At 64.5% G+C, this 16,746-nt stretch carries 16 protein-coding genes; 3 read left to right on the top strand and 13 right to left on the bottom strand.

The window, feature by feature from the left end:
• Window position 1: 1 nt before the first annotated feature.
• Genes DMX06_RS00220 through DMX06_RS00195 form a run of 6 tightly spaced genes read right to left on the bottom strand, consistent with a single transcriptional unit; the run spans window position 2 to window position 4,084 of the window.
• Window positions 2-262, bottom strand: a complete 261-nt coding sequence (locus tag DMX06_RS00220; RefSeq protein WP_110733382.1) for an EscF/YscF/HrpA family type III secretion system needle major subunit — start codon at window positions 260-262, stop codon at window positions 2-4.
• A 1-nt stretch (window position 263) separates the two neighbouring features.
• Window positions 264-461 (bottom strand): EscE/YscE/SsaE family type III secretion system needle protein co-chaperone, encoded by a 198-nt coding sequence (locus DMX06_RS00215; RefSeq protein ID WP_110733379.1) that lies wholly within the window; start codon window positions 459-461, stop codon window positions 264-266.
• Window positions 451-1,353: a type III secretion system inner membrane ring subunit SctD gene (gene sctD, locus DMX06_RS26665; RefSeq protein WP_110733377.1), complete on the bottom strand. Its 903-nt coding sequence runs from the start codon at window positions 1,351-1,353 to the stop codon at window positions 451-453. The genes DMX06_RS00215 and sctD overlap by 11 nt, the downstream gene beginning before the upstream one ends.
• Before the next feature lies 1 nt (window position 1,354).
• Entirely contained in the window at window positions 1,355-2,872 is a 1,518-nt protein-coding gene (gene sctC, locus DMX06_RS00205) for a type III secretion system outer membrane ring subunit SctC (protein WP_309147754.1), read from the bottom strand.
• Entirely contained in the window at window positions 2,869-3,291 is a 423-nt protein-coding gene (locus DMX06_RS00200; protein ID WP_181427751.1) for a CesT family type III secretion system chaperone, read from the bottom strand. The genes sctC and DMX06_RS00200 overlap by 4 nt, the downstream gene beginning before the upstream one ends.
• Window positions 3,292-3,325: 34 nt before the next feature.
• Entirely contained in the window at window positions 3,326-4,084 is a 759-nt protein-coding gene (locus tag DMX06_RS00195) for a helix-turn-helix transcriptional regulator (protein ID WP_110733369.1), read from the bottom strand.
• Window positions 4,085-4,394: 310 nt separating this feature from the next.
• Between DMX06_RS00195 and DMX06_RS00190 the strand changes: the two genes are divergently transcribed.
• The gene (locus DMX06_RS00190) at window positions 4,395-4,763 is read left to right on the top strand and encodes a CesT family type III secretion system chaperone (protein WP_110733367.1); all 369 of its coding nucleotides are present in this window, start codon (window positions 4,395-4,397) and stop codon (window positions 4,761-4,763) included.
• 7 nt (window positions 4,764-4,770) lie between these two features.
• On the opposite strand, the gene DMX06_RS00185 is transcribed toward DMX06_RS00190, so the two are convergent.
• The 7 genes from DMX06_RS00185 to DMX06_RS00150 all read right to left on the bottom strand — a co-directional run bounded on the left by DMX06_RS00185 (window position 4,771) and on the right by DMX06_RS00150 (window position 15,928).
• On the bottom strand, window positions 4,771-5,355 hold the full coding sequence (locus DMX06_RS00185) for a DinB family protein (protein ID WP_110733364.1): 585 nt from the start codon (window positions 5,353-5,355) through the stop codon (window positions 4,771-4,773).
• An 11-nt stretch (window positions 5,356-5,366) separates the two neighbouring features.
• Window positions 5,367-6,467, bottom strand: coding sequence for a cell division protein ZapE (gene zapE, locus DMX06_RS00180; RefSeq protein WP_110734031.1), 1,101 nt, complete (start codon window positions 6,465-6,467; stop codon window positions 5,367-5,369).
• Window positions 6,468-6,538: 71 nt separating this feature from the next.
• On the bottom strand, window positions 6,539-7,687 hold the full coding sequence (locus tag DMX06_RS00175; RefSeq protein WP_110733361.1) for a PQQ-dependent sugar dehydrogenase: 1,149 nt from the start codon (window positions 7,685-7,687) through the stop codon (window positions 6,539-6,541).
• Window positions 7,688-7,708: 21 nt separating this feature from the next.
• A complete protein-coding gene (locus DMX06_RS00170) occupies window positions 7,709-8,029 on the bottom strand; it encodes a hypothetical protein (RefSeq protein ID WP_084941344.1) in 321 nt (106 codons plus the stop codon).
• A 130-nt stretch (window positions 8,030-8,159) separates the two neighbouring features.
• A complete protein-coding gene (glgB, locus tag DMX06_RS00165) occupies window positions 8,160-10,370 on the bottom strand; it encodes a 1,4-alpha-glucan branching protein GlgB (protein WP_110733358.1) in 2,211 nt (736 codons plus the stop codon).
• A gap of 69 nt (window positions 10,371-10,439) precedes the next feature.
• Window positions 10,440-13,757 (bottom strand): maltose alpha-D-glucosyltransferase, encoded by a 3,318-nt coding sequence (treS, locus tag DMX06_RS00160; protein WP_110733355.1) that lies wholly within the window; start codon window positions 13,755-13,757, stop codon window positions 10,440-10,442.
• Between the two features lie 152 nt (window positions 13,758-13,909).
• Window positions 13,910-15,928 (bottom strand): alpha-1,4-glucan--maltose-1-phosphate maltosyltransferase, encoded by a 2,019-nt coding sequence (locus tag DMX06_RS00150; protein ID WP_110733353.1) that lies wholly within the window; start codon window positions 15,926-15,928, stop codon window positions 13,910-13,912.
• Between the two features lie 137 nt (window positions 15,929-16,065).
• Here DMX06_RS00150 and DMX06_RS26230 point away from each other — a divergent pair, with 137 nt between their 5' ends.
• Both DMX06_RS26230 and DMX06_RS00145 read left to right on the top strand, forming a co-directional pair.
• Window positions 16,066-16,233 (top strand): hypothetical protein, encoded by a 168-nt coding sequence (locus DMX06_RS26230; RefSeq protein WP_181427750.1) that lies wholly within the window; start codon window positions 16,066-16,068, stop codon window positions 16,231-16,233.
• A 164-nt stretch (window positions 16,234-16,397) separates the two neighbouring features.
• The gene (locus tag DMX06_RS00145; RefSeq protein WP_110733351.1) at window positions 16,398-16,643 is read left to right on the top strand and encodes an acyl carrier protein; all 246 of its coding nucleotides are present in this window, start codon (window positions 16,398-16,400) and stop codon (window positions 16,641-16,643) included.
• The last annotated feature ends 103 nt before the right edge of the window (window positions 16,644-16,746 follow it).

Here is a 16,746-nt window from a genome sequence, read left to right as displayed (position 1 = left end):
CTCAGAACTTCTGCAAGATGCTGCTGATGGTGTTCTTGAACGTCTGGCCAAGGGTCGCGTCGACCTGGAAGACGTTCGACCAGATGTTCGAACGGTGGCGCATGTCGGCCAGCAATGCCGGATCGTCACTTTTCTCGTTGAGTTTCTGGAGTGACTCGAGCACTGCCTTGTTAGCCTGTTGCGCCTGCTTGACCATACCCTCGTGGACCATGTCCATGGTGTTGTGCGTGCCGTCGTAGAATCCGCCGCTGATGTTGGTCATTTCAGTGTTTCTCCAGTTTCTCGAGTATATTCAAGGCGGCCTCAAGGGCTGCCAATTGGTGGTGCAACGCTTGGAACTCAGGGGGCGACAGGGGTTGCGTCATCTGCCTGAGGCAAGTCTGTCGCGCGTGCTCCAGCACCGAAAACATTCGTGCCTGCCTGCGTGCGTCACGCACCTCTTGCATGAGTTCATCCATCATCTGCCGGTCTCTCCTTCAGGTTGATCACGTAGTCCCGACCTCCCTTGCTCAGCGTGATCGCCTGATCATCGATCGCCAGGATGCGAATTCCGGAAGGCATCAGCGCCCCCACGGGATAACGATGGTTGTCAGTCAGTGTCACGAAGGGCAATCGTCCCAGTGACACACCTCGAACAGGAAAATCGAGTTTGCTGGACGCAGGCGTCCTGCCCTCGTCGACCAGCCGCAACGACGGGTGGTCGCCAAATGCCTCGCGATACTGTCGCTGGAGACTTTGGTAGTCCTGGAGCTGGCGCTCGCGCAGCGCCCCACGCAGTACCAGGGTGTCCCCCTGGTCCACGACGCTCAGGGTGCCCTCCAGTCGCCACTCCCGCAGTAGTTGCGCCAATCTCGTCCGGGCTTGCCCCTGGGACCGAGGGGAAGGCTCGACAGGGACAACCACCGCCGTTGGCATGTCCTGTGTCCCTGCCTCGGGAATCAACAGCTGCGTGAGCAGCACGAGCAGCACGAGCAAACCGGCGCCTGGCAGCATGAACCAGCCGCGCCACAAACCAGGCTTTTCAGCCAGTGCGCAAGGTCGCTCGGTAAACACATCGTGCTGATTGCAGAAGGCCCAGTACAGCGGGCCGCAACATTGAATCGCCAACGCCTGCAACTCGGCATCTGCTGCCACCTCCCGTCCAGCCTGGGTGGGTGGTTCGGTCGATCCCCACTCCAGCAGGCGCACGCCACCGGACTCCACCATCAGCACCAGGTGAATCGAGGCTATGCCTGTATCCATCAGGACCAGATCGGCCTGGGCCGGGTCGGCGCCGATGACCACCCGACCGTGTGCCAGGGACACCTCGGCGCCAGCGTTCAAGCCACTGTAGATGCGCAGTTTCCAGGTCATTTCAGGCACGCTCGCCAAGCCCGGGATCAATCAGCCTTGGCTCGATCAGGAACAGCCGGACCGATCGACGCGTGTTGTTCGAGTGATAGCGGAACAAGGCGCCCAGCAAGGGGATGTCACCCAGCAAGGGGACCTTGCGGAGGCTTTCGCTTGATTCGTCGCGATGGATGCCACCGATCATGAGGCTCTGCCCGAGATCAACCCGGGCCAGCGTGTCGATGACCGTACGGCTGATGGTGGGAATACCGTCGGGGCCGGTGCTGTTGGGCTTTTGGTTACCATCCTCGATATGCAGGCTCAGGCTGATTTCCGGCCGGTCCGCATTGCGGATCAGACGCGGCGTCATCTTCAACAAGGTGCCGTAGGTGATCGCCTTGAGCTCGGCCACCCGTTCGCCCATCACCCGCACATAGTAGGTTTCACTGTGGTCGATCACCGCCAGGGTGTTTTCCTGGGTCAGCAAGGTCGGCCGCGAGACCACCTGGGCATGGCCTTCGCCCTGCATCAGGGTCACCTTGGCCAGCAAGCGATCGACGCCTCGGCTGTCGACCAGGCTACCGGCCAGCGAGCCCTCGGACTGGCCAGAGGGGGTACGGATGTCGATCAGATGGTGCTTGCCGGTACCGATACCCACCTGCCATTCCACCCCCAACTCCGACAGGTGCTCGGCATTGATGTCGAGTATCGTCAGGCCTACTTCGATCCGCGCCGCGGGCCGGTCCAGCGCCATCACCAGGCGTCTGTACATGGGCAGGCGCTCGGCGTGATCGCGAACGATGATGGCGTTGAGCGACGGTTCGGCCTGGACCACGGCACGCCCTGAACGCACGGGCGCGCCCTCTCCCACAGATTGACCGTCGACCGCCACTACATTGGCATCGGCCAGTACCCGGGAAAGAATCGTCGCCACACCGGGCACCGCCACCTTCTGGTCGCGATAGTCGATCTCACGATCCTCGGCCACCGCATGCCTGAGCGGGATCACCTCGACGCTGAGGCTGCCGCCCAGTTCGTCATGCAGGTTCGCCTGCTGCTCCAGCGCCTTGACCGTCTGCTCGACCCGATCCAGATAGCGGGGTGGTCCCGATGCATACACCAGCCGTCCACCCGCCGCGGCGCGCCAGGCGAAGCGCGAGGTCCAGCCACCACCCTCCTGGAGAGCGGCGCGCAGTTGCGACTCGCGCACTTTGTCCAGATGGATCAATCTCGTCTGCACTTCGCTCGCTTTGTCGACATGCAGCACCGCGCCGTCGTAGTACCAGGCCAGGTTGTAGAGCACGGCGACCTGCTCGAGAAATGCTTGTGGATCCGGCTGTTCGAAGGTCGCGCTCACCTGATCCCTGACCTTGTCGCTGACCACCACCGAACCCTGGTAGTTGGCGGCGAAGTTGGCCAAAACGTCACGCAGGCTCTCGCCCTGGGCAACGTAGTGGAACGGCTCGCCTGACCAGTCCAGTGGCTCGCCCTGGGCGACAAGACTGGCAAGCAGGGCTGCCAACCCGGCGGCAAGCGATCTCATGGCAGCCATACGCCAGCCCCCCGGACAATCACAGGTGCCCGGCTGCGGCGTTGCGCGCACAGGACATCCAGAAGGGCGACCTGAACCCCCAGCACATGCTCGAAGGTATCCACATCACCCTGTGATACGTCTATCCACGCCTCAAGCACCAACTCGCCCTCAGGTGTCAGCGCCAGCCGCTGTGGGCAATGCGCGGCCCATCCAGTGACCATGCCCAACAGACGGCGCAGGGTCTGCCGGTCGAGACCGGCGCCTTGCCCAACCACCGATGACAGCGAGCTGCCAACCACCCAATGTGCGCCACGCAGTTCGAGCTGCAGGCCATGACCATCGATGCACAGGTGATAGCCGCCGGTCTCATCGGCAAGCCAGGGCGCCATGCCCAGCCGACGGGCCAGCTGCGTTGGAAGTCTGTTCATGCAGGATTTGTCCATGGAAGGTAAAGATTGGCGTCTAGCGACGGGCATCGCTGGGTGTGCAGCCGAAACGCCGGCGGTAGCTCTGGCTGAAATACGACTGGCTGGAGAAACCGCTTTCCATGGCAATGTCGACAATGCTCATGCGCGTGTTCAGCAGCAGGTGATGCGCGTGGACGATCCTGCGCTCGGTGATCCAGGCCCGCGGCGAGCAGTTGTACAACGAGCAGAACAGGCTCTTGAATGCGGTCAGGCCGAGCCCGAAGGCCTCGGCGTATTGATCCAGGCGCCACTCGCGCAGGTAGTGCTGCTCCATGAAGGCATGCAAGCGATCCGCATGACGATTGCCCTGCTGGCGCAAGGCTGCCAGTAATGTCCGCCCCTGCGGCCCGAACACCAGCAACAGCAACAGTTCCTCCAGGCGCAGCATCGCCAGCATGGACGACGTACCCTCGCCACCGAGCGCAGCCAGACGAGTCACGCACTCCTGAGCCATGGCGCAAGGGTCAAGTCGCAGGGCATTCACACAGGGTTCGCCACAGCGCTCAAGGTGGCTCAGTTCTTTGCCATGTCGCTGCATGAACGCCTGCACGAAATTCACATCAAGCGGCAGCCACAGCACTTGGCACCTCACCCATCGGGTCGCCACCAGGTAGGTACCGCGCCTGACGAACAGCAGCTCGCCGGCCTGTAGCTCAATGACGTTGTCCTTCTCGCGCACGGCCAGCTCACCAGCCATCACCGCGTAGAAGCCTTCCTGCCCCTGGGACGCAAAACCCGCCCCGACAACATCCATCTGCCGCCCTTGCACACACCAGTCCTCAACTGGAGAAATCCCTCTCGCACCAGGCCTGACATCCCGTAGACCTTTCAACACACCGGCCAGGTCGTTGACGTTACAACCGGTATAGACATGGCGTTAGGCTACGGCGCTTTCCTAGGAATGGACGCAGGGATTGTCTTCACATGACAGGTATCATTTCGCCATCACTTGTAGGGCGACAGGAAGCAGGGGAAGCCAACAGCTAAAAAAACACGACAACACCCGATATCCCGACAAGCCGCGTGGTCGCTACCGTGACGCCCCCATCCGAAGAGAATTCGCCATGCCAGGTTCGAACTATGACTACGCGTTGACCCAGCTGTACGCTGCCCTGAAGCTGGAGCCCCCTGCGGCCTTCGAACCCGTTATCAGCCTGCGGGTAGGCCCCCATGTGTGCAACGTGACCGAGCACCCTGCCGACCAGTTGCTGATGTTCATTGAACAGCCCCCCATCGATGACGTGCGCTGGGGCGAGCAGAACCTGTTCTGCCAGGACGTCTGCAAGCCCGTGCTCGGTGCTGATCCGCTCTCGGGCATGCAGGTGCTGTGGAACCGCCAGTCTCTGGTGCAAATGGATCGAGCCATGGTGCACCACCAACTGGAGCAGCTGGTCCAGGCCGCCCACGATCTGGTGGGTGGAGAAACACCTTGACCACCGCTCAGTGCTGCGTCCAGATTTGCGCCTCGCTCCAGCCGAGGGCGGCAAAATCCTCGGCGCGCAGCGATGCCTCCTCCTCGCAGAAGAATTCATCCAGTTGCGGAGGCCTGACCGCCGTATCGCTAAGCATCGCATGCACCTGTCCGCGATGATGGATCTGGTGCTCGAACAGGTGCGACAGCAAGCGCAGGCGTGACTCATGCTGCATCCGCTGCGGTCGAACAATGCTGACATAACGTCCGAGCTGCTCATCACGCAGCTGCCGGCAATAAGTGATCAGTCGCTGGTCTGCCTGGGCCTGCTGGGCTTGCAGGTCGGAGCACGTGGCAAAGGGTTGCTCGGGCACGAAGAAGCGTTCTGCGTCCGGGTCTGGCGCTGCGCCGCGCTGCTCGCACTCCAGCGCATCCAGGTAGAACCAGTCCACTGTCAACAGGTGGTTGAGAGTGGCCTTGATCGAGGGAAAGAAGCTGCAACGGGGAGCGACGAATTCGTCCTGGGTCAGTTGCAGGCAAGCCTTGTACAGGCGGTGATTGGCCCAGCCATTGTTGTAGGCCTGGGTCAGCAGATGATGCGACAGCGGCTCCATGGTCGGCTCCTTCAGGCGAAGCGTTGCAGTTGCATCTCCCGTAGCCGGCTCAGGGTCCGTTGATACGGGAACGCCAGATACCCTTGAGTGTAGAGCGCTTCCAGCGGGACCTCGGCTTCCAGGTACAACACCACCCGACGGTCGTAGCACTCGTCGACCAGCGCGATGAAGCGCCGCACGCTGTCATCCTTTGGCGCCAGGGTTGGCAGTTCGCGATCTCCGGCCTCGACGCGGGCTGCACCATCCTCTGTGCCACGGGCGATACGCCCGGCCTGCTGCACACCACCCAGGGCGGGAATATCACTTACCAGAATGGCCGGATAACGGTCGCATAACACCATGAAGTCCATGGCGGCCAGGGGCTGCTCGCACAGATCGGCAAATCGGCACCAGAGCGCGCTGGGGCTATGGCGCACGACCCGCACGTGGCGTGAGCCGATCTGCACGGCCTGCACGCTGCCGGGATCGTTCGGGCTCAATTGCTCGAACACCGTCGTCAGCGCCCCGCCGCCTCCCTGTGGTGCCACCCAGTAGCGCTGCAGCCGTGCGCCCGGGTGCAGGCGATGGTCCTGGTCTCCGGCCACCGACAGCACACGCATATGTTGCTCGATGGCAGCGATGGCCGGCAGGAAGCGCTCGCGGTTGAAGCCGTCGCGATACAGCTGATCGGGGGGCTGGTTGGACGTGGCGACGATCACCACGCCCTGGTCGAACAGCACCTGGAACAGCCGGCCGAGGATGATCGCGTCACCGATATCGCTGACGAACAGTTCGTCGAAACACAGTACGCGGATCTCGCCGGCCAACTCCCGGGCCAGGGCCTTGAGCGGGTCGGCGGTGCCGTTGAGCTGGAACAGGCGCTGGTGGACCCAGGCCATGAAGTGGTGGAAGTGCTGGCGCCGGGCGGGTACCGGCAGGCAACGGTGGAACAGGTCCATCAACCAGGTCTTGCCGCGGCCCACCGGGCCCCAGAGGTAAAGGCCCTGGGTCGGCTTGCCCTGGGCCAGGGAGTCGAAGCAGGCCTGCAATGCAGTGACGGCCGCCGCCTGGGCCGGATCAGGAAAGAAACCGCGTTCGGTGAGTGCTTGCTGGTAGAGGGATTCGGGTGTCATGCCAGCCATGGTACGACACTTTCGCCTTGTCGCGGACGCGCCTACTGCCACGCGACAGGCTCTCACCGGCATCAACCGTCTTTCAATCCCACCTTCAGCAATGCCCCATCCTTGGCATCGGTCAGCACATACACATAGCCATCCGGCCCAACCCGCACGTCACGGATCCGCGCCTTGAGTTCCCCCAGCAAGCGCTCTTCATGCACGATCTTGTCGCCATCAAGCTGCAGGCGGATCAATTCCTGGGTCGCCAACGCGCCGATGAACAGGTTGTGGTCCCACGCCTTGAAGGTCGGGCTGTCGTAGAACGCCATGCCGCTGATGCCCGGCGATTTCTCCCACACATGGTGCGGGTCGACCATGCCATCGACATGCTTGCCCTTGGCCTCCGGGATCGGCAGTAGCGAGTAGTTGATGCCATGGGTGGCGATCGGCCAACCGTAGTTCTTGCCGGGCTGCGGAATGTTGATCTCGTCACCACCACGGGGGCCGTGCTCGTGGGTCCACAGCTGGCCGGTCCAGGGATTCAGGGCCGCGCCCTGCTGGTTGCGGTGGCCGAACGACCAGATCTCCGGACGCACGTTGTCGCGGCCGACGAAGGGGTTGTCCTTGGGTACCTCGCCATCGGGCAGGATACGCACGAGCTTGCCCTGCAGCTTGTCCAGGTCCTGGGCGGTGGGCCGCTGGTTGTTCTCGCCCAGGGCAATGAACAGGTAGCCGTCGCGATCGAACACCAACCGAGAACCGAAGTGATTGCCTTCGGAGAGCTTTGGCTGCTGGCGGAAAATCACGGTGAAATTTTCCAGGCGCGCCCGGTCCTGCGACAGCTGGCCACGGCCGACCGCAGTCCCGGCCTTGCCGTCGGGGCCTTCCTCGGCAAACGACAAATACACCGTGCGATCCGTGGAAAAATCAGGCGACAGCACCACGTCGAGCAGGCCACCCTGCCCTTCGGCCCACACCTTGGGCACGCCGGACAACGGTGGGCCTACCTTGCCCTCGGCGCTGACAATGCGCAGGTTGCCGGGGCGCTCGCTCACCAGCATGTCCTTGTCACCCGGCAGGAAGGCCAGGGCCCAGGGGTTGCGCAGGCCGTCGGCGACGGTGCTGACGGTCAGCTGCCCCTCTTCACTGGGAAACTGCTGCTCGACGGCCGCCTGGGCCAACAAGGGGAACAGACTGGCGGCCGCCAGGGAGATCATCCAGGTGCGTGGCGTCATGCTCGATTCCTTCGAAGGGGCTCACGGCACGCGCAGGGAGTCGCGTGGTGGCCGGGTGGGTTCCAGGTTCGGGGTTTGCTGCTCGCGGCGCAGATTGTCGCCGTTGCCGATACCGCGGTTGTCGAGGGTCGGCGGGCGCGGGTTGGGTTGCGTGGAGGGGCCGCGCACCGGTGGGCTGGCGGGCACGCTGCCCTGGCGGCTGTTGGGGTTGGCGCGCATGATCGGGCTGTTGTACGGATTGTTGCTGTCATTGGCGGCTAGCAACGGCCCTGGCAGGGGCGCTGCCTGCAGCGGCAGGGCCAGCAACAAGCCAAGGCCCAGGATTGGCAAGGTGGGGTTCATGCTTCACCTCCGGTACGAAAAGGCGCGCGCCTGGGTTGGATAGCCTAGGACGCGCCGGCCTGATCGCAAAAGGATGAATTTGGGTCCTGATGTTTCAGTATGGACCCTCTCTCTGCTGGCGACGACGCCATCAGGCGGGACTCATCACCAATACCCCCAATGGCGGCAGGTTCAGCGCCAGCGACAACGGCTGGCCATGGCTGGCGATCGCCTCGCTGACCACCCCTCCGAGATTCCCCACATTCGATCCGGCATATAGCCCGGCATCGCTGTTGAGCAACTCCTGCCACCGTTCGCCGAACGGCACGCCGATCCGGTAGCCCTCCCGCGGCACCGGGGTGAAGTTGGCCACCACCAGCAGTGGCTCGCCCTGGCTGCTCCAGCGCAACCAGGCGTATACGCTGTTGTGCGCATCGTCGCCGATCAGCCACTGGAAGCCCTGGGCACGGCAATCCTGCTCGTGCAGCGCCGGCAGTTCACGGTACAGCCGGTTGAGGTCGGCCACCAGCTTCTGCACGCCCTGGTGTTCGGAGTACTGCAGCAGGTACCAGTCCAGTTGCTGGTCGTGGTTCCACTCGCGCCACTGGCCAAACTCGCAGCCCATGAACAGCAGCTTCTTGCCCGGGTGGGTCCACATGAACGCCAGGTACGCCCGCAGATTGGCGAACTTCTGCCAGCGGTCGCCGGGCATCTTGTCGATCAGCGAATGCTTGCCGTGGACCACTTCGTCGTGTGAGATCGGCAGGATGAAATGCTCGGAATAGGCGTAGATCAGCCCGAAGCTCATCTCGTTGTGGTGGTAGGTGCGGTGCACCGGGTCGTTCTGGATGTAATGCAAGGTGTCGTGCATCCAGCCCATGTTCCACTTGTAGGCAAAACCCAGTCCGCCCTGCTGCACCGGCTGGCTGACCCCGGGCCAGGCGGTGGATTCCTCGGCGATGATCAACGCGCCCGGTGCTTCGTGGGCGGCGACGCCGTTGAGGTGGCGGATGAAGTCGATGGCCTCGAGGTTCTCGCGCCCGCCGTGGCGGTTGGGCACCCATTCGCCGGCCTTGCGCGAATAGTCGCGGTAGAGCATCGAGGCCACCGCGTCCACGCGCAGGCCGTCGATGTGGAAGTGCTTGAGCCAATGCAGCGCCGAGGCGAGCATGAAGCCGCGCACCTCGTTGCGGCCAAGGTTGTAGATCAGCGTGTTCCAGTCCTGGTGGAAGCCTTCCAGCGGGTTGTCATACTCATACAGGGCGGTGCCGTCGAAGCGTGCAAGGCCATGCTCGTCAGTGGGGAAATGCGCCGGCACCCAGTCTAGGATCACGCCGATGCCACCCTGGTGGCAGGCATCGACGAAGAAAGCGAAGTCCTCGGCGCTGCCATAGCGCGAGGTCGGCGCGAACAGCGACAGTGGCTGGTAGCCCCAGGAGCCACCGAAGGGGTGCTCCATGATCGGCATCAGTTCGATGTGCGTGAAGCCCAGTTCCTGTACGTAGGGCACCAGGCGCTCGGCCAGCTCGCGCCAGTTGTAGAAGCGCGCGACTTCGCCGGCATCGTCCAGCTCGCAACGCCAGGAGCCGGCGTGCAGTTCGTAGATCGACAGCGGGGCACTGTAGGTATGCCGTTGGGCGCGCTGCTCCATCCACTGGTCGTCGCGCCAGTCATGGGCCAGGTCGCCAGCCACCTTCGAAGCGGTGCTCGGCGGCAGCTCGGTGGCGCGGGCCAGGGGGTCGGCCTTGAGCGGCAGCACGCCGTCCGCGCCCAGCACCTCGAACTTGTAGGTCTCGCCCACGCCGAGCCTGGGCACGAACAACTCCCACACCCCGGCGCTGTGGCGCAGGCGCATGGGGTGGCGGCGCCCGTCCCAGTTGTTGAAGTCGCCGACCACCGAGACCCGCCGGGCATTGGGTGCCCACACCGAGAAGCACACGCCCGCGATGCCGTCCACCTGCGTCGGCTGGGCGCCGAAGCGTCCGGCCAGGTCGCGGTGGTTGCCTTCGGCGAACAGGTGCATGTCCATGTCGCCCAGTTGCGGGCCAAAGCTGTACGGGTCTTCGGTCACCTGCTCGCCGCCGGCCCAGCCGATCTGCAGCAGGTAGTCCTGTGCCTCGTCGAGGTGCGCGGTGAACAGTCCCGGCACACTGCCCTGCACCATTTCGGCAAGAACCTGCCCATCGTGGCGCGCCAGCAGTCGTGCGTTCAGGGCATTGGGCAGGAAGGCGCGGACGAACAGGCCGCCCGCACCGTCGCCATGGGGGCCCAGCACGGCAAATGGATCGGCGTGCTCGGCGCGGGCCAGGGCGTCGAGGTCCCGTTGCCGAAGGCCGCCGTTGTCACGCGTGGTTGCATTCATCTCACTGCCCCTTTCCATGTTTTCATTGATAGAGCTGGGGCTGCGTTGCGGCCCCAGGGTCTTTCAGGCTCATGCTTCACCCCAGGTGCTGATCAACCCATGCAATCCATGCAAAGGCACGGCCAGCCAACTTGGCCGGTTTTCGGCTTCATAGGTGATTTCGTAGGCGGCCTTCTCCAGGCAGAACAACTCCAGCGCGGCACGTTCGCCCTCGGCCTGCTGCCAGGCGTGGGGCATGGCGGCGGTGGCCAGCCCGTAGGCTTCGACAAAGGCGTGACGCGACTGGTGCAGGTACTGCCGGGCGACCCGCTGCCGGGCCTGGCGCGCCGCGTCGGACAGGTCGACCGCCGAGGCGCTGCGCAGGATCATCGCAGCAGCATAGTCGAAGGAACGCAGCACGCCGCTGACATCCTTGTACGGGCTGTGTTTCGCCCGCCGCTCGTCGAGCGGGCGCGCCGGCTCGCCCTCGAAATCGATCAGGTAGGCGTCGCCCTGCACCACCAGCACCTGGCCCAGGTGCAGATCGCCGTGCACACGCATCAGCAGGCCGCCCCGGGCCTGCCGGGCGAGGTTGTCAACGTGCTGCTGCAAGCCCTCACGCTGTTGCTGCAGGTCGTCGACCAGGGCCTGGCTGTCGCGGTCCAGGGTGTCGCGGTGCTGGGCCAGCAGGTCGAGGGCACGGGTCAGGTCGGCGCTGATCTGCCGGCTCCAGCGCTCGCTGTCCTGGGCATCGCTCGGGCGGGACTGGAACGCCTTGTCGTCGCTCGGCGCGGCCAGCAGCAGATGCATCTCGCCCAGGCGTTGGCCGAGCAAGGCGGCGAAGCCGGTCAGCTCGGCCAGGGCATCGGTATGCGCCTCCTGTTCGACGCTACCCGGTTCCATCTGGTCGCGAATCGCCCGTTCCAGGGTGTTCTGCGTCCAATCCCAGGCGTCGCCCTGGTTGCTCAGGTAGCCCTGGGCGATCATCAGCAGATGGGGCTGGCCACTGTCATCGACACGGCTGACCCAGGCCAGCAGGGGCGATATATTGGCAAAGCCCGCAGCGGTCAGGTAGGCGCTCATCTCAAGCTCCGGATGCACCCCCGGGTTCACCCGGCGGATCAGCTTGAGCACCAGGCTGCCGCCGACCACCACCGAGCTGTTGGACTGCTCGGCGCCCAGGTAGCGCACCTCGCTCTGCTCATCGAGCTGCAGCGCGGCCAATGCCTCGGTGCGATGGAAATGCAGCTCGCCCACCCCGTCGCCACAGGGCAGGCGCAGGCCCTCCTGGCAGCCCTTGAGCACGGCGCGAATGAACGGTTCGAGCACGAAGGCATCGGTGATCAGCCCCACCTGGCGGCCACGGCGCACCCGCGACAGCGCCAGTTGCTGAGGCAGCGCCGCGTTGATCTGCTCCTCCGGCAGCAGGCCGAAGGGCAACTGGTAGTGAGTGACGACGCCCTCGCTGTACACCTCCAGCTCGGCGAGCAGCACCGGCAGCGCCGTGGTGGCGAAGCGCACGCCATAGCTCAGGCGTGCCTGGTCAATGGGCCCTTCCTTGCCGGCAAACCAGCGGCGCTTGGGCAGGTATTGCGGCAGGATCGACGCCTGCAAGGCCTCGCGCGAAGGCGACTCGAGCAACTCCTCCATGCGCTTGCGCAGCACCAGGGTGGTGAGCTCGGGCAGCCCCTCGGCAGGCTGGATATGCCAGCTGGGCATGCGGTCGTGGCTGGCCAGGAGGAACCAGTAGAAGCCATAGGGCGGCAGGGTCAGCAGGAACGGCAGCTGGCCGATGGGCGGGAAGGCGCTGCCGCCGAGCATCTCCACCGGCACCTTGTCGGCGTACTGCGACAGTTCCAGCTCCGCCGCCTGGGCCGCCCGCGAGACATTTGCCACGCACAGCACGATTTCGCCATTGCCGTCGGCATCGGTGTATTCGCGGATGTACGCCAGCACCCGTCGATTGCTCGGCGTGAGCATCTTCAGGCTGCCACGGCCAAAGGCCTTCTGTTGCTTGCGCACCGCCAGCAGGCGACGGTTCCAGTTGAGCAATGAATGCGGGTCGTGGGCCTGGGCCTCGACATTGATGGTCTGGTAGCCGTACAGCGGGTCCATGATCGGCGGCAGCACCAGGCGTTGCGGATCGGCCCGGGAAAAGCCGCCGTTGCGGTCCGGCGACCATTGCATGGGCGTGCGCACACCGTCGCGGTCGCCCAGGTAGATGTTGTCGCCCATGCCCAGTTCGTCGCCGTAGTACAGGGTCGGGGTGCCGGGCATCGACAGCAGCAGGCTGGTCAGCAGCTCGATGCGCCGCCGGTCGCGCTGCAGCAGCGGCGCCAGGCGCCGGCGGATGCCGAGGTTGATGCGCGCGCGGCGGTCCTCGGCGTAGTAGTTCCACAGGTAGTCGCGCTCGCGGTCGGTGACCATCTCCAGGGTCAGCTCATCGTGGTTGCGCAGGAAGATCGCCCATTGGCAATTGGCCGGGATCTCCGGGGTCTGGCGCAGGATGTCGGTGATCGGAAAGCGGTCCTCCATGGCCAGGGCCATGTACATGCGCGGCATCAACGGGAAGTGGAAGGCCATGTGGCATTCGTCGCCGTCGCCCTCGCCGAAATACGGGCGAGTGTCTTCCGGCCACTGGTTGGCCTCGGCCAGCAGCATGCGGTCGGGGTAGTTGGCGTCGATCTCGGCGCGGATGGCCTTGAGCACGGTGTGGGTTTCGGGGAGGTTCTCGTTGTTGGTGCCGTCGCGCTCGATCAGGTACGGGATGGCATCCAGGCGCAGGCCGTCGACGCCGATATCGAGCCAGTAGCGCATCACGCCGATCACCGCCTTGAGCACCTGCGGGTTGTCGAAATTCAGGTCCGGCTGGTGCGAGTAGAAACGGTGCCAGAAGTACTGGCCGGCGACCGGGTCCCAGGTCCAGTTGGACTTCTCGGTGTCGAGGAAGATGATCCGCGTGCCGTCGTATTTCTGGTCGTCGTCGGACCACACGTAGAAGTCCCGGGCCTTGCTGCCGCGCCTGGCGTGGCGGGCGCGCTGGAACCAGGGGTGCTGGTCGGAGGTGTGGTTGATGACAAGCTCCGTGATCACTCGCAGGCCGCGCTTGTGGGCCTCGGCGATGAAGCGCCTGGCATCGGCCATGCTGCCGTAGTCCGGGTGCACGGCCTTGTACTCGGCGATGTCGTAGCCGTCGTCGCGCCGGGGCGAGGGGTAGAACGGCAGCAGCCAGAGGGTGTTGACGCCAAGTTCGGCGATGTAGTCGAGCTTGCCGATAAGCCCTGCGAAATCGCCGATGCCGTCGTTGTTGGAATCGAAGAACGATTTCACGTGCAACTGGTAGATCACCGCGTCCTTGTACCACAGCGGATCGTCGATGAAGGCTGCCGGGCGGGAACGCTTGGCCATGTGCGACTCCTTTCAATTGCAGATTTGCTTGCTCGGCCTTGCGCGATCACTGTGGGAGCGGGTTCACCCGCGAAACAGACACCGCGGTGCATGGCACCGGCTTTGCCGGTGTTCGCGGGTGAACCCGCTCCCACAGGGATCGCGCAAGGCCATCACTGGGCCCTTTCGATGCGCCAGATACCAAACGGCTGGTGCCACGGTTCGATGCGCATCCACTGGGTCTTGCCATGCCAGGTCCAGCGGTGGCCATTCATCAGGTCCTCGCCCTGGGTGTCGGCGTTGTCGTCCAGCCCCAACTCCCACAGCGGCAGCTCGAAGCTGGCCTCCTGGGCGTTGTACGGATCGAGGCTGATGGCCACCAGGATGACGTTGTCACGCTCGGGCGTGCGCTTGGCGAAATACAGGATCTGATCGTTCCAGCAGTTGAGAAACACCATCCCCAGGTGGGTCTGCAGGGCGCGGTTCTGCCGGCGGATGCGGTTGAGCTGGGCGATTTCGGCGACGATATTGCCGGGCTGGGTGAAGTCGCGTGGGCGGATCTCGTACTTCTCCGAATCCAGGTACTCCTCCTTGCCCGGCAGCGGCGTGCCTTCGCACAGTTCGAAGCCCGAGTACATGCCCCACAGGCCCGAGCCCATGGTCGCCAGCGCGGCGCGGATGAGAAAACCGCCACGGCCCGAGGTCTGCAGGAAGAACGGGTTGATGTCCGGCGTGTTGACGAAGAAGTTGGGCCGGTAGCACTGGTTCCACGGCGGCTGGTTGAGTTGCTCGAAATACTCGCGCAGCTCCTGTTTGCTGTTGCGCCAGGTGAAGTAGGTGTAGCTCTGGGCATACCCGACCTTCCCCAGGCGCGCCATCATCGCCGGGCGGGTGAAGGCCTCGGCGAGGAAGATCACCTCGGGGTGCCGGCTGCGCACATTGGCGATCAGCCATTGCCAGAACGGCAGCGGCTTGGTGTGCGGGTTGTCGACGCGGAAGGTCTTCACCCCCTCCTCCACCCAGCCGACCACCACGTCGCGCAAGGCCAGCCACAGGCTCGGCACCGATTCGGGGGCGTAGAAGTCGACGTTGACGATGTCCTGATACTTCTTCGGCGGGTTCTCGGCGTAGCGGATCGTGCCGTCGGGACGCCAGCTGAACCAGCCGGGGTGCTCCGTGAGCCAGGGATGGTCCTGGGAGCACTGGATGGCGAAGTCCAGGGCGATCTCCAGACCATGCTCGGCGGCGGCGACAACCAGGCGGCGGAAGTCCTCGCGGCTGCCCAGCTGCGGGTGAATGGCATCGTGCCCGCCCTCGGGGCTGCCGATGGCGTAGGGGCTGCCGGGGTCGCCGGGCTCGGCCTGCAAGGCATTGTTGCGGCCCTTGCGGTGCTTCATGCCGATGGGGTGGATCGGCGGGAAGTACAGCACGTCGAAGCCCATGTCGCGGATCATCGGCAGGCGCTGGTGCACATCGTTGAAGGTGCCGTGGCGCTCGACATCGTCGGTGATCGAGCGCGGGAACAGTTCGTACCAGCTGGCGAACAGCGCCGCCTCGCGGTCCACATCCAGGGGAAACTCGCGGCTGCGGGTGAGGTAGCTGCGGTGCTCGGCCTCGACCATCAGCTGGGCCGCGTCGGGGTGCAGCAGCAACATCACCTGGTCATCCACCGGCAAATCCGCCAGGCGCTGTTGCAAGGTCTCAAGCTGCTCGCGCAGCAGCCCGTCGCTGCGTTCGATGCCCTGGCCCAGCAGCAGACGGCCCTCTTCCAGTTCGAGCTTCACGTCCACACCGGCGGCGTACTTCTTCTCCAGGTCGTGGCAGTAGGTGGCGAAAGGGTCGATCCAGGCCTCGATGCTGAACAGATGCAAGCCCAGCTCGGTGGGGGTGAACTCTGCCAGCCACAGGTCGTTGCCCGGCGAGTGCATCGCCACGCAGTGCCAGCGGCGGCTGTGGGCCTGGCGCCAATTCAGGCTCACCGCCAGGCGGTCGTGGCCATCGCTGTAGACCTTGGCCGTCACCTCGACCTTGTGCCCGCGCACCGCCTTGGCGGCGAAGGTGCCGCTGTCGAGCACCGGGCTTGCGTCCTCGATCACGATGCGCGGCGCCAGCAGCGCCTGGGACAGGCTGATGGCCTGGTCCGGGTGATCGTTGGCCATGGGCACGCTTTCGAACGGCTCTTTACCAGACATCGACCTGCTCCCCTGGGCTGGTGGCGGTAAGGGTTCAGAGCCATGGCGGCGGGCGGGGTTCAAAAAAAATGAGCGAATGGCGCACGGCCGGGTCGAAGCCTGCAGCACCGTTTCATTCATCCCGCGAGGTCAGGCCCATGAACATTCCCATTCCACCAGAGACACCCGACCCGAACATCGACGACCCGACATTGCCGCCGCCGGTGCCCGAGGAAGATCCGGACGAGCTGCCGATCAAACCGACCGTGCCGCCCACGGTGGGCGACCCGCCGAACGAAGATCCGCCGGTGAAAGCCAGAGAATAGACAACCCTGCGGGAAACGGGCCGCCTGCGAGTCCTGCGGGTGCGGGCTTGCCCGCGATCGGGACAGCACAAGATCCAGCCCGGCGCACCTGGCATTTCTACCAGTAGCCCCCGACGGCAAAGCCGCGTACAGAGAACCATCATCCTCTGACGATCGGCCTCTGCATGCGCTCGCGCCTCTACATCGCCTTCCAGCTGCAATGGATTCTCGCCAGCTTCCTCGAACAGAGCCTGCACCGGATCCAGCCGAACGTCACCTTGGACGAGCTGGGCGCCGACAGCTTCGACGTGGTCGAACTGCAAGCCATCGTCGAAGAGACATTCAGCATCTCCATCCCTCGGCAGATTCGCACTTACACCACCTTCGCCGATTTGGTGGAGCTGGTGTGCAGCCTGCTGCCGCCCCGCTGAAAAGCCTCATCGACCACCTCGGCAGTACCTGCCGTACCTGGCATTTCTGCCAGTTGTGGGCGCTGGCGAGCACGTATTAAAAGCTAGCTTCACGGTTCTTGCC

It is taken from the genome of Pseudomonas mosselii, assembly GCF_003205295.1.
In the GTDB taxonomy this organism is placed as follows: Bacteria; Pseudomonadota; Gammaproteobacteria; order Pseudomonadales; family Pseudomonadaceae; genus Aquipseudomonas; species Aquipseudomonas mosselii_B.
This window is presented reverse-complemented; position numbering and strand designations above follow the sequence as displayed.

What these genes read in the sequence shown, in the direction of transcription:
- DMX06_RS00215 (WP_110733379.1), bottom strand. Translation starts at nt 461, where the DNA reads ATGATGGATGAACTCATGCAAGAGGTGCGTGACGCACGCAGGCAGGCA.
- DMX06_RS00145 (WP_110733351.1), top strand. Translation starts at nt 16,398, where the DNA reads ATGCGCTCGCGCCTCTACATCGCCTTCCAGCTGCAATGGATTCTCGCC.
- DMX06_RS00195 (WP_110733369.1), bottom strand. Translation starts at nt 4,084, where the DNA reads ATGGATGTTGTCGGGGCGGGTTTTGCGTCCCAGGGGCAGGAAGGCTTC.
- DMX06_RS00175 (WP_110733361.1), bottom strand. Translation starts at nt 7,687, where the DNA reads ATGACGCCACGCACCTGGATGATCTCCCTGGCGGCCGCCAGTCTGTTC.
- zapE (WP_110734031.1), bottom strand. Translation starts at nt 6,467, where the DNA reads ATGACACCCGAATCCCTCTACCAGCAAGCACTCACCGAACGCGGTTTC.
- treS (WP_110733355.1), bottom strand. Translation starts at nt 13,757, where the DNA reads ATGGCCAAGCGTTCCCGCCCGGCAGCCTTCATCGACGATCCGCTGTGG.
- DMX06_RS26230 (WP_181427750.1), top strand. Translation starts at nt 16,066, where the DNA reads ATGAACATTCCCATTCCACCAGAGACACCCGACCCGAACATCGACGAC.
- DMX06_RS00190 (WP_110733367.1), top strand. Translation starts at nt 4,395, where the DNA reads ATGCCAGGTTCGAACTATGACTACGCGTTGACCCAGCTGTACGCTGCC.
- DMX06_RS00220 (WP_110733382.1), bottom strand. Translation starts at nt 262, where the DNA reads ATGACCAACATCAGCGGCGGATTCTACGACGGCACGCACAACACCATG.
- sctC (WP_309147754.1), bottom strand. Translation starts at nt 2,872, where the DNA reads ATGAGATCGCTTGCCGCCGGGTTGGCAGCCCTGCTTGCCAGTCTTGTC.
- DMX06_RS00200 (WP_181427751.1), bottom strand. Translation starts at nt 3,291, where the DNA reads ATGAACAGACTTCCAACGCAGCTGGCCCGTCGGCTGGGCATGGCGCCC.
- glgB (WP_110733358.1), bottom strand. Translation starts at nt 10,370, where the DNA reads ATGAATGCAACCACGCGTGACAACGGCGGCCTTCGGCAACGGGACCTC.
- DMX06_RS00185 (WP_110733364.1), bottom strand. Translation starts at nt 5,355, where the DNA reads ATGGAGCCGCTGTCGCATCATCTGCTGACCCAGGCCTACAACAATGGC.
- DMX06_RS00150 (WP_110733353.1), bottom strand. Translation starts at nt 15,928, where the DNA reads ATGTCTGGTAAAGAGCCGTTCGAAAGCGTGCCCATGGCCAACGATCAC.
- sctD (WP_110733377.1), bottom strand. Translation starts at nt 1,353, where the DNA reads ATGACCTGGAAACTGCGCATCTACAGTGGCTTGAACGCTGGCGCCGAG.
- DMX06_RS00170 (WP_084941344.1), bottom strand. Translation starts at nt 8,029, where the DNA reads ATGAACCCCACCTTGCCAATCCTGGGCCTTGGCTTGTTGCTGGCCCTG.